At 51.5% G+C, this 11,306-nt stretch carries 12 protein-coding genes and 1 other RNA gene; 1 reads left to right on the forward strand and 12 read right to left on the reverse strand.

The features are described 5' to 3' along the window. Positions 1 to 360 precede the first annotated feature (360 nt). From RW092_RS08310 to ffs, 6 genes are all read right to left on the reverse strand, one after another. Complete coding sequence (locus tag RW092_RS08310) at positions 361 to 624, reverse strand: pro-sigmaK processing inhibitor BofA family protein (RefSeq protein ID WP_016314602.1); 264 nt, start codon at positions 622 to 624, stop codon at positions 361 to 363. A gap of 33 nt (positions 625 to 657) precedes the next feature. After that, the gene (locus tag RW092_RS08315) at positions 658 to 876 is read right to left on the reverse strand and encodes a hypothetical protein (RefSeq protein ID WP_051135041.1); all 219 of its coding nucleotides are present in this window, start codon (positions 874 to 876) and stop codon (positions 658 to 660) included. A 212-nt stretch (positions 877 to 1,088) separates the two neighbouring features. Then, a complete protein-coding gene (gene recR, locus RW092_RS08320) occupies positions 1,089 to 1,688 on the reverse strand; it encodes a recombination mediator RecR (RefSeq protein WP_016314604.1) in 600 nt (199 codons plus the stop codon). Positions 1,689 to 1,715: 27 nt separating this feature from the next. Next, positions 1,716 to 2,027 (reverse strand): YbaB/EbfC family nucleoid-associated protein, encoded by a 312-nt coding sequence (locus tag RW092_RS08325; protein ID WP_009226830.1) that lies wholly within the window; start codon positions 2,025 to 2,027, stop codon positions 1,716 to 1,718. A gap of 97 nt (positions 2,028 to 2,124) precedes the next feature. Next, positions 2,125 to 3,894 carry a DNA polymerase III subunit gamma/tau gene (gene dnaX, locus RW092_RS08330; RefSeq protein ID WP_316009969.1) on the reverse strand — a complete coding sequence of 590 codons (1,770 nt, stop codon included), beginning with the start codon at positions 3,892 to 3,894 and terminating at the stop codon, positions 2,125 to 2,127. A 126-nt stretch (positions 3,895 to 4,020) separates the two neighbouring features. Beyond that, positions 4,021 to 4,287: signal recognition particle sRNA large type (gene ffs, locus RW092_RS08335), an RNA gene on the reverse strand. Positions 4,288 to 4,473: 186 nt separating this feature from the next. Here ffs and RW092_RS08340 point away from each other — a divergent pair. Next, a complete protein-coding gene (locus RW092_RS08340; RefSeq protein ID WP_028539105.1) occupies positions 4,474 to 5,730 on the forward strand; it encodes a stalk domain-containing protein in 1,257 nt (418 codons plus the stop codon). Positions 5,731 to 5,865: 135 nt separating this feature from the next. On the opposite strand, the gene RW092_RS08345 is transcribed toward RW092_RS08340, so the two are convergent. The 6 genes from RW092_RS08345 to RW092_RS08370 all read right to left on the reverse strand — a co-directional run. Beyond that, positions 5,866 to 6,156, reverse strand: a complete 291-nt coding sequence (locus tag RW092_RS08345) for a hypothetical protein (RefSeq protein ID WP_157274763.1) — start codon at positions 6,154 to 6,156, stop codon at positions 5,866 to 5,868. Between the two features lie 6 nt (positions 6,157 to 6,162). Then, complete coding sequence (locus RW092_RS08350; protein WP_316009970.1) at positions 6,163 to 6,837, reverse strand: hypothetical protein; 675 nt, start codon at positions 6,835 to 6,837, stop codon at positions 6,163 to 6,165. 115 nt (positions 6,838 to 6,952) lie between these two features. Further along, positions 6,953 to 7,150: a 50S ribosomal protein L31 gene (gene rpmE / locus RW092_RS08355; protein ID WP_016314610.1), complete on the reverse strand. Its 198-nt coding sequence runs from the start codon at positions 7,148 to 7,150 to the stop codon at positions 6,953 to 6,955. A 101-nt stretch (positions 7,151 to 7,251) separates the two neighbouring features. Continuing rightward, positions 7,252 to 8,520 (reverse strand): radical SAM family protein, encoded by a 1,269-nt coding sequence (locus RW092_RS08360; protein WP_316009972.1) that lies wholly within the window; start codon positions 8,518 to 8,520, stop codon positions 7,252 to 7,254. A 59-nt stretch (positions 8,521 to 8,579) separates the two neighbouring features. Then, positions 8,580 to 9,941: a transcription termination factor Rho gene (gene rho, locus RW092_RS08365; protein WP_085170381.1), complete on the reverse strand. Its 1,362-nt coding sequence runs from the start codon at positions 9,939 to 9,941 to the stop codon at positions 8,580 to 8,582. Between the two features lie 112 nt (positions 9,942 to 10,053). Then, on the reverse strand, positions 10,054 to 11,306 hold a 1,253-nt coding region (locus RW092_RS08370), incomplete at its 5' end, for a UDP-N-acetylglucosamine 1-carboxyvinyltransferase (RefSeq protein ID WP_316009971.1).

The following is an 11,306-nucleotide window of genomic DNA, read 5'->3' on the forward strand; positions in this document are numbered from 1 at the left end:
ATTAGGCACGCCGCCAGCGTTCGTCCTGAGCCAGGATCAAACTCTCCAATAAAGTAGTGTTTGACTTGCTCATTTAGAAAAAACTGACGAGATCGGATCGAATTTCAAGGCCGAAGTACACCGGTTTGAAATTCATCCTTTAATCTCAATTTATTACTCACTCGTTGTTCAGTTTTCAAAGATCAAACTTTCATTTCGTCGCCGTTCTTTGTTTCAGCAGCGACCTTTATAATATATCACAGTGTCTTTTCTTTAGTCAAGACCTTTTTTTTAAAAATCATCATCGGAAGGTCTTGTCCAGCTTGTCCTCTCGGAGAAGCGATTTATAATGTACCACAGAAATTGAAGCTCCGTCAACTCCTAGATCATGGTTAATTTTAGGCCAACCAACAGCGCGACGCCGGGAAGTCCAAGAACCAATACCGTGCTTAACGTCACCGGATTTAACGGGATATACACTTCGGTTAATAAACCGGAGAAATTAATCACATAAAGGCCAAGCGCCGCAAGCACAACATGTAACCCCAAACGGGAAAGCCATGCTAAACCGATCTTACGCGAAAATAAAATGTACAGTAACAATGCCGATGACACAACTAACGTACCGATCAGTACCAGCTTCATTTTCACTCACCTCATAATCAAATGGTCTTGAGCTTAGCCAAAATATGAACCATTCCGAAAGGCATCCCAATCGACCTTCGCCTGCTTCGCCGCCTTCAGTTGAATTTGATACCTGCGTTCAGCCGCCTCCAGGGTGTAGATCGCCACGTCCACTTCATCATGCCCTACCGCCTCCTGAAAAGCGATGCTGGCCCGCTCCCACTCTTTTAATGCGTTGATCACTTCTTCGTACAGTTCTCGCTTATATGCCATCGCATCTTTCCTGTGAGCCAGGTTTGAGCGCCCTACTCCCCAGCGCTTCAAGATCTTCAAGCCAATCGCCTCCCCATCCGTTTTTTACTTCATGTGTATCGGGGAAAGGACAAACTTAGAACCTTCGCATCGTCGAAAAAAGCAAAAAGAACCTTAAGCCCCAACGGAATTCAGGGCTTAAAGTTCTTTCGTTTCAAGCGATAGAAAAAAGACTAATTAATTTCTCGGCGTCCTTCTAACGCCTTGGATAATGTCACTTCATCCGCATACTCCAAGTCGCCGCCGACCGGCAACCCGTGGGCAATCCGGGTGACGCGGATGTCAAAGGGCTTCACAAGACGGGAGATATACATCGCCGTCGCTTCCCCTTCAATGTTCGGGTTAGTTGCCAAGATAAGCTCCTTCACTCGTTCATCACTTAAGCGATTCAGCAGTTCCTTCAGCCGGATATCATCCGGACCTAGGCCTTCCATCGGCGAGATTGCCCCTTGCAGCACATGATAGTAACCATCAAACTCCTTCGTCCGCTCCATGGCGACCAGGTCCTTAGATTCCTGCACAACGCAAATCACGGAAGCGTCCCGCGTCTTATCCTGACAAATCCGGCACGGATCCGTATCCGTGATGTTACAGCAGATAGAGCAGTAATGAAGGTTCCGCTTCACGCTGACCAGCGCTTTAGCGAAATCAATGACATCATCTTCCTTCATGTTCAGCACATGAAAGGCCAATCTGGCTGCCGTCTTCGGCCCAATACCAGGCAAATGAGTAAAAGCATCGATCAGCTTCGCGATCGGTTCGGGATAATACAATGGGGCCTTCTCCTTCAGTTCCTAGAATTAGAACAGGCCTGGAATTTTGATTCCGCCTGTAAATTTGCCCATATCTTGGTTTGCCAATTCTTCCGCCTTCGTCAAAGCGTCATTCACTGCAGTCAACACCAAGTCTTGCAGCATTTCCACATCGTCTGGATCTACTGCTTCCGGTTTGATCGTCAAGTTCAGTACTTTTTTGTGACCGTTCACTTGCACGGTAACGACTCCGCCGCCCGCACTGCCTTCTACGGTTTTGTTGGCCAGTTCTTCCTGTGCTTTGAGCATTTGCTCCTGCATTTTTTTCACTTGTTTCATCATTTGATTCATATTGTTCATCTGCTTCACATCTCCTTAATTTGGTCTACATGCACATCATGCAATAAATGGAAAAATATAACCACAATCTGGTGCCTATCTCAAGCCATTCGTTGGGTTATTCCTTGATGACGACCAGATCATCCCCAAACATATTTAGCGCTTCGTCCACCCAAGGTTCCTTCCCGGATCCAGACGCGCCTTCCTCCGGTGGATGCTCCAGCTCGAACGGTTCACCGTCTGACCGTTCGCCCGCCCCTTGCAGCGCATCGTTCCAATCCTTCAGCATCATGGTGACCAAGTGATACGGTCTGCCCAGTTGACGCTCCAGGACCGCTTCAATGACTTGTTTATTGGCCGGCTTCTCGGTGGTCTCCCGGTGAATATCATTCTTAAACGCCACCAGCACATTATCTTCCAGAATGGATACAGGCTCTCCGTTCACAAACCACGCATGGACTGTAATTTTGGCATCCTTGACAGCCTGGAGTACTTGATTCCATTTTTGCTGGATGTCCAAGAACTCCGGGCTATTGCGGTTGGCTAGATAATGATCCATCCCTGCGGGGATTTTGGCTTTCGAGGCGACGCGCGGCGCAGGGCTTCGCGATGGGCGATTGCCTCCAGCCCCCGCGCCCGAGGCAGAACCACCGGCGGCAAGCCCGCCTTGCAAAGCCCGCTCCAGCTTCGCCTCCAAGTCTGCAAGCTGGCGCCGCAGTTGTTGGACCTCAGCAGCATCAGCGGATGCTCCGCCTCCCGTTCCAGCACTGCGAGCCCCTGCTGGGTGCTCTTCGGCGCCGTCTTTGCCAAACGTACAGATCTTCAACAGAGCAACCTCAAACAAAGTCTGGGGCTGCACGGCATATTTCATTTCGGTCTGATAGTGGTTCAGCGTATCGATGATTCGGAACAGCTGCGATTTGGAGAAGCCCTCGGCAATCTCCGCAAAATCCTGTGGATCCAGCACACGTTCCGTCAACTTGTCCGCTTGCGGCACCATTTTGACCATCAGCAAGTCACGGAAATAGTAAAGCAGGTTCTCCATGCACTTGTCTGCGCTTTTGCCTTCCTGCATGAAGCCGTCGATCATCTGCAGCATCCCGCCGATATCGCCGTCAAGCAGCGTTTTGGCCAGCTCGGCAAACTGCCGGGAGGCGATGCCGCCGGTCATGTCCAGCACCTGCTGATAAGAGACCTTGCGCCCCGAGAAGGAAGCAATTTGATCCAAGATGCTTAACGCATCCCGCATCCCGCCGTCAGACAATCGGGCGATATACTCGATGGCTTCCTTCTCCGCTTCGATGCCTTCTTGCTCGCAGATCATCTGCAGCCGTTCGCTTTGCTCTTCCAACGATACCCGGCGGAAGTCAAAACGCTGACAACGCGATATCACCGTAGCCGGCAAACGATGCGGTTCAGTGGTTGCCAGAATAAACATGACGTGTGGAGGCGGCTCCTCTAAAGTCTTCAGCAACGCATTAAACGCTTCCGTCGTTAACATATGGACTTCATCGATAATATAAACTTTCTGCCGCACTTCCGTAGGGGCATATTTCACTTTCTCGCGCAAATCGCGGATTTCTTCAACCCCCCGGTTGGAAGCGGCGTCAATCTCAAGTACATCCATGACAGCACCGGCCGTGATTCTCCGGCATGCATCACACTCGTTGCAGGGTTCTGCTGCGGGTCCTTTTTCACAGTTGACCGCCTTGGCCAAAATTTTGGCCGCACTGGTCTTCCCGGTTCCACGCGGACCGCTGAACAAATAAGCGTGCGACAGCCGCTGTTCACGGATCGCATTCTGCAATGTGCGAATGATATGCTGCTGCCCCACCATGTCTTGAAACGACTGCGGCCGCCAAGCCCGGTACAGCGCAATATGCTCCATTCTGCGGCACCTCTTTCTTTCCTTAAACGACGGTTGTCGTTCCCTTATTATACTATAGCCTTTTGGTCTATGTACAAAAAAAACACCCCTGTCCGCAGACAAAGATGTATTCTGATCCAATATGTACCGTGCACCTGTTATCGATCATTGCGATCCGAGCGGCACCTTTACGGCAAGACTCGGGACAGGCTGCCCTCCGGCACAGGAGTAGGACTGCTTATGGCTGCTTCCTTCCGGACCTGACCAGGTTCACAGGTACTCCTTGCGGAGGACCCGTCCGTCAACGTCTGCCGTAAAGACCGGCCTCACATCGGCAAGACCTCTAACAGGACTTCAACCTCGCTATAGCGGATTGCGAGTTACAGGGCACCGCTACCTCCCCATCTAGCACGGTGAAACTAAGTATAGCTCATGCCTGTCTAAAATGCAACCGGAGGGAAGAAGTTGGCGGATTTGCCTTGCTTATGCCTCGACTATCACTGAGTTGTGCGCGCGCTCTCATGCAACTCTAGTTATATTTTGCTATATTAATAGAATAAGGAAATGGGAAAATTGAAGTGAGTGAGAGAGGGGAAACAAATGAAAATAATTGGGAAGCTCTTGCTGAGCATCGCCCTGCTAGCTGGCGGCTTGGTCGGCTTGCAATCATCCCGGGTTGAAGCGGCATCCCCGGTTCGAATTTTGCTGGACGGATACCCGCTGGATTTTGCAGGTGAACCCATGATTGTAAACGGCACGACGCTGGTTCCATTCCGCTCCATATCCGAAGCGCTTGGCATCAACGTCACTTGGAACCAAGCTTCCAAAACGATTACCGCGATTAAAGGCACAGGCGCTGAAGCTATTCATGTTCAGTTAACGCTGAACAACAAAACGGCCAAAGTGAACAGCACCTCCGTGCCACTGGCAGTTGCGCCCCGGTCCGTTGGAGGCAATACCCTGATTCCGCTTAGCTTCTTCAGTCAGCAGTTTGGGGCCCAGGTCGGGTGGGACCAATCTTCTCGGACCGTATCCATCGCCTCCCCGCAAAAACGGATGTATACGCTGGGGTTCTATGCTATTTCCTCCTTCTCAGATGTTGGAATGATTCCGAGTCTGGACGCTGTTGCTTTCGGCTGGAGCCGGATCAACGAGAAAGGAGAGTTTACGCAAACGGGGGATGTGTTTAGACTTCCGCAACCCGCGGGCAACGTGACGGCAGATAGCCTCGTAAATGAAGCGGCATCGGCACGTACCTTGCCTTATTTGATGGTCTTCGCCAGCGATGGAAAAGGCGAATTGACCCGGATCTTGGAGGATCCAGCCCTACAGCAGCAGGCGATAACCGATATGGTGAATGCTGCTACTGCGAAGTCATTTCAAGGGATTATGCTCGATTTCGAGGGGCTTGGCTTAACGACAGAGAAGACGGCAACGCGGCAAGCTTTTAACAACTTCGTCAAAGAATTGTCAAAACAAACCCGGGCGGCTGGCCTCAAGTTGTCCTTGGCGCTTCACCCGCTGAACTCATCCTATCAAGGTTATGACTACAAAACGCTGGGAGCGCTGACGGACGAAATCGTGATCATGGCTTACGATTATCTCCAAGGAAACAATAGCGGCCGGCCGCAACCCGCAGACAAAGTGGACGAAGCGATCCGCCTGGCTCTGAAAGAGACAAGCGCCAGCAAGCTGCTCCTGGGGCTAAATATGGACAGCGAGGACCAGAACACCGTCAAAACGCTGATCGGACTGGCGAAACGCTATGATCTGAAGGGCATCGCCCTATGGCGCCTCGGCATCATCAAGAGCGAAGAATGGAATGGTTTGAAGGAAACTGTGGAGTTTAAGAAGTAAGTTATTCCTCATTAGGCAGGTTGGAGATGAAGAGCGGACCGTTGTCGGCTATCGTCTCCGACCTTTTTTTAGTTTGTACGCTCGTCGCCACCCCCGATCACAATCGCCAACCGGCTGATTATACGCCACTTTCCGTCATCCGATCTCTATCGCAACAGTGAACCAGCCGAAAGGTACACCGCGCCGCCCCTGACCTCCGCCCCCAGATCGCACATTGCCCCGCTTAAATGCAAAAGTACAGTTCATTTCGCCAATTTCACACCATGTTGCCGTTTTAACTGCAAAAGTGCAGTCCATTTCCGCCTTCTGCGGCCAAATCGCCGCTATGCCGCCTTTTTGAACTGCACTTTTACATTCCATCATGCCAATTCCCTCATTCTCGCGCTTGCTCAACTGCACTTTTGCATTTAGCAACAGCGGATCCACTCCCACTCACCAATCGAACGCATCCCAATCCCGCCGAATCACCTCGTACATCCGAACCCGACCTGATTCACCGCTGGAACGTGCCTGCAGCCAACCCAGCTCACACAACTGCTGTAAATATCGCACCGCCGTTCGATGATTTACACCAAGTTGCGCCTCAACATCCTTCGGACGAATGGGTCTGCCTAACTGAACGGCCTGCAATAATGTTGATTTCAGCGCCAGCTTGGGAAGATCCGCCTGTTGCCCAGACACCTCAAATCGGCTCAATAGCATGCGAAGCAGCATGATGCAAATTTCCGGCTGCCGTTCCACATCATCATAGGCCAGGGAAACCACCCGGTACCCCATAGCTTGCAGAAAAACCTCCCTGTTCAGCTCCCGGCTATACATTGTACGATCCATATCGCGAACATGCGGTCCAAAGCCTTTCACCTCGATAATGAGCTTCACAGCCTCTGTTAACCAAGCGAAATCCGCAAAATACGGGCGCCCCCGCCAATCCGCAATCTCATACTCCGGATGAAGATGATCCAAATTCCCCCGCAAAGGCCACCATATATTACGCAAAAACAACTGCTCGCCATGCCCATGCCCTCGTTCTAAGCGGTCTTTTCGCTCACCCGAACGGCGTTTACGATGCGTGTCCAACCACAAGTGATGCGCCTGATCAAAGTCCACTGCCGTCCCCTCCCACTCTTGAAAAATTAACTTTGAAAAAAATAAAAAACGCCCCCGCCCATCATCAGATCGGCAGAGACGTTCTTCGTCATTTCGCTTGTTGTGCAAGGGTATCTTAGATACCGTATTTCTTTTTGAATCTATCCACACGTCCACCAGCATCCAGGAATTTCTGCTTCCCGGTGAAGAATGGATGGCAGTTGGAGCAAATTTCAACGCGCAGGTCTTGTTTCACGGAACCCGTCTCAAACGTGTTACCGCAAGCGCAAGTTACAGTAGTCACGTAATATTTCGGTTGAACTGCTTCTTTCATCTTCTTTCACCTCTTTCCGCCCTGAGCCTCAGTCGTGCCCAGAGTTATATGACACACAAACGCATTATAGCACGGGGCAACCTTTCGCGCAATTGCCTGTTTTATCCTCGCACCTTGACGCGGGCCAATTCCGCCGGCGGCACATGTGTATACGATCCGATGACCACGTCCGGCAGTTCCTCCTGAAAAATCTCAATCGCCTGCTTCATTCCAAGAATCTCCCCTTTGGCCTTCGGAATCAATTCCAGATAGCTTTCCGGATCGATATTCAGGTTACGCAGTTGAATCAGCTTCAGATTGGTGCGGCGGGCGAATTCGATCATCGCTTCAATTTCTTCCTCCCGGTCCGTAACACCAGGGAAAATCAAATAGTTGATCGAGGTATATACCCCTTGGTCTGCCGCATACTTCAACGATTTCTCCACATTCGCGAGTGAATAACGACGCGGTCTGTAGTAGGCATTGTAGTGATCGTCCAGTGCGCTAATTGTGCTGACCCGCATTAGATCCAAGCCGGCATCAACGATCCCGCGGATATGATCAGTGAGCCCCGCGTTGGTGTTGATATTAATGTACCCCATATCCGTCTGGCGCCGCACTTCACGAATCGCCTCAATAATCAACTTGGCCTGAGTGGACGGTTCTCCTTCACACCCCTGGCCGAAGCTGATAATCGACTCCGGCGTCTTCAGATGCTCCAGCATCACTTCCACCAGCTCTTCGACACGCGGGCGGAAGTTCATCCGCGTCTGCGGGGAGACAAATCCGCTGTCATCCGGTTGTTCAGAAATGCAGCCGAAGCAGCCCGCATTACAAGAATAGGAAACGGGAACGGCCCCTTCCCAGCGATTCAAAAACGTATTGGATGCGGTCAGGCACTCATAACCTAACGCACAGTTCGATAAATGTTCGTACAGCCGATTCTCTGGATAACGGGAGGTGTAGGCCTTCACCTGACTTTTGAGTTCAAGAGGATCACAATTGAGCGGATTCCACTTCTCGGGATCATCCGACAGGCGCGCGGTCACGTAAAACTGACCGTCCTTCCAAACCACCGCAGAATACCCGAACAAAGGCAGCTTATAATCTTTGTCCGTCTTCACATACCCCGGCAAACAAAGACGGGTATAGCCTTGCGGGAGCAGAGCGCCGACCGCCTGAACATTCCCAGGGAGCGGCTTCATTTCGCCCGTTTCCGGGTCCATTCCGATTGGTCGGGTGGACGGCAAGCCCACCAACGTCGCCCCTTCAGGAAGCGGAATCAGCTCATCCTCCATAATCTCTACGATCATATCCGCACTGCGAGCTAAGCCGTACAGCGACGGATGATCATAGACCTGTCCTTGTTCATCTGCATACACTAAGTACATGTTGTTCTCCTCTTTGTATTCATCGCGGGAAGCCAAGCAAGCCCTCCCGAGAGATCTCTTTAAACCGTAGTATTTTGCGTAGTGCCAGCGCCCGTAGAAGCCGAACTCGACCGCGAGGAAGTAGAGCCCGACCGCACCGGACGACGTGCACCGCCATTGCTGCCGCCCGAATTGTTCCCGGACACATCAAAAGAAGCCAGGAATTCGGCATTCGTCTTGCATTCGCGCAGCTTTTTGAGGAAGCCTTCCACAAAGTCGTAAGAGTCGTTCATGTTCTTCCGGATCGACCAGATCGTATCCAGCTCTTCTTTGCTCAGGAGCACTTCCTCACGCCGTGTACCGGAGCGGCGAATATCGATTGCCGGGAAGATCCGGCGTTCCGCCAATTTCCGGTCCAGGTGCAGCTCCATATTCCCCGTACCTTTAAATTCTTCATAAATAATATCGTCCATCCGCGAACCGGTATCCACCAAAGCCGTTGCCAAAATCGTCAAGCTGCCGCCCTCTTCCACATTCCGGGCTGAGCCAAAGAACCGCTTCGGACGATGGAACGCAGCCGGATCAATCCCCCCGCTGAGCGTACGCCCTGACGGCGGAACCACCAAGTTATAGGCACGTGCAAGACGCGTAATGCTATCAAGCAAAATCACAACGTCCTTCTTGTGCTCCACCAGCCGTAAAGCGCGCTGCAGCACAAGCTCCGCCACCTTGATATGGTTCTCCGGCAGCTCGTCAAACGTAGAAGCGATCACTTCGCCTTTGACCGAACGCTGCATATCGGTAACCTCTTCCGGACGTTCGTCGATCAACAGTACGAATAACTCAATGTCGGGATTGTTGGTGGAGATGCTGTTGGCAATTTCCTTCAGCAGTAAAGTCTTCCCTGCTTTAGGCGGTGCCACGATCAAACCGCGTTGGCCGAGTCCGACCGGGGCAAGCAAATCCATAATGCGGGTGGATAAATGATTTGGGGAAGTTTCAAGCACCAATTTGGTCTGCGGATAGAGTGGAGTCAGCGCTGGAAAATGCAGACGTTCCGCCGCAATGGCCGGGTTCTCACCGTTGACGGCGTTGACTTGCAGGAGGCCGAAATATCTCTCATTTTCCTTCGGTGTACGGCACTTCCCGGAGACCAGGTCCCCGGTGCGCAGATCAAACTTGCGGATTTGCGATGCAGAAATGTAAATATCCTCCGTGCTGGGCAGATAATTGATCGGTCTGAGGAAACCGTACCCTTCCGGCAAAATCTCGAGCACGCCTTCCATAAACATCAGACCGCTTTGTTCAGCCTGTGCCCTCAAAATAGCAAAAATCAATTCTTTCTTCTTTAATTGGCCGTAATAAGGGATCTGATATTGCTTCGCCAGCTTGTACAGCTCGGTAAGCTTCATCCCTTCCAAATCGGCGATTTGAAGATCCATATTAAAATAACCACCTATTCAATTTTATTGAAAACTATGAAGTATGGCGTAATGATAGACTTACTCGCCTATTATGCCCTATCCTTGGCAACTTATGCGCAAAAACGGAAAGTTATTCTTCCATCTCCCGCCATACATCTGCACCCAATGCCCGTAAGTTGGGCACCAGATGGTCATATCCTCGGTCAATTAACTCCACGCCAAAGACTTCTGTCGTACCTTCCGGCACCGTAAGTCCAGCTACAACCAGCGCGGCCCCGGCGCGCAAATCCGCCGCCTTCACTTTCGCCGCATTCAGCGGTCCGCCTTCGATGATAGCAGAACGGCCTTCGACGCGGATTTTCGCGCCCATCCGTACCAGCTCCGGCACGTGCTTAAATCGATTGCTGTAGACAAAATCGCTCAGCACGCTGACCCCTTTCGCCTGCGTCAACAAACTGGTCATCGGCGATTGAATATCCGTCGGAAACCCCGGGTAGACTAATGCCTTGACATCAACATGTTGGTATTCTGGTTGTCCAATCACTCGAATGCTTTCATCGAGCTCTTCCACATGAGCACCCATTTCCAGCAGCTTGGCCGTCAACGCCTCCAGATGTTTCGGAATCACGCCGTCGATCAAGACATCGCCCCGGGTTGCCGCAGCAGCAATCATGTAAGTCCCGGCTTGGATCCGGTCAGGAATGATAGAATGGCGGCAGCCTTTCAGTTCCGTAACGCCTTCAATTCGGATCGTCTCCGTACCGGCCCCTTTAATTACCGCTCCCATGGAGTTTAACAAAGTGGCCACATCTATAATTTCAGGCTCTTTCGCCGCATTTTCGATAATTGTAGCGCCTTTGGCTCTTGTGGCCGCCAGCATAATGTTAATGGTTGCTCCAACGCTGCTGACATCCAGGTATACCTTCGCCCCGCGCAGCTCTTTTGCATGCAAATGAATCGCGCCGTGTTCATTCGTCACGGTCGCCCCTAAAGCTTCAAATCCTTTGATATGCTGATCAATTGGACGAGGTTCAAAGTTGCAACCCCCTGGCAAACCGATGGTCGCTTCTTTGAAACGTCCTAGCAAAGCCCCCATCATATAATAGGAAGCTCGCAGCTTCTTTACCGGCCCGTTGGGCATCGGAATGGAACGAATATGGGTGGGATCGATACGCATCTGATTGCCATCCCACAGGACGCGGGCACCCAGCTCCTCCAAAATCTCCGAGTATACCGCCACGTCACTTAATATCGGCAAGTTATCCAGAACCACCTCGGATTCTGCCAAGATCGCAGCTGGAATCAACGCTATCGCGCTGTTTTTGGCGCCGCTGATCGAAACGCTTCCGCGCAGCGGACGTCCGCCACGAATCATTAATTTCT

Origin of the sequence: Paenibacillus sp. 3LSP (assembly GCF_032465655.1) — a bacterium.
Taxonomy (GTDB): Bacteria; Bacillota; Bacilli; order Paenibacillales; family Paenibacillaceae; genus Fontibacillus; species Fontibacillus barengoltzii.

Bases quoted from the DNA above. Each gene is read 5' to 3' on its own strand.
- RW092_RS08310 (WP_016314602.1), bottom strand. From the start codon at position 624: ATGAAGCTGGTACTGATCGGTACGTTAGTTGTGTCATCGGCATTGTTA.
- RW092_RS08315 (WP_051135041.1), bottom strand. From the start codon at position 876: ATGGCATATAAGCGAGAACTGTACGAAGAAGTGATCAACGCATTAAAA.
- RW092_RS08325 (WP_009226830.1), bottom strand. From the start codon at position 2,027: ATGAACAATATGAATCAAATGATGAAACAAGTGAAAAAAATGCAGGAG.
- dnaX (WP_316009969.1), bottom strand. From the start codon at position 3,894: ATGGAGCATATTGCGCTGTACCGGGCTTGGCGGCCGCAGTCGTTTCAA.
- RW092_RS08340 (WP_028539105.1), top strand. From the start codon at position 4,474: ATGAAAATAATTGGGAAGCTCTTGCTGAGCATCGCCCTGCTAGCTGGC.
- rpmE (WP_016314610.1), bottom strand. From the start codon at position 7,150: ATGAAAGAAGCAGTTCAACCGAAATATTACGTGACTACTGTAACTTGC.
- RW092_RS08360 (WP_316009972.1), bottom strand. From the start codon at position 8,520: ATGTACTTAGTGTATGCAGATGAACAAGGACAGGTCTATGATCATCCG.
- rho (WP_085170381.1), bottom strand. From the start codon at position 9,941: ATGGATCTTCAAATCGCCGATTTGGAAGGGATGAAGCTTACCGAGCTG.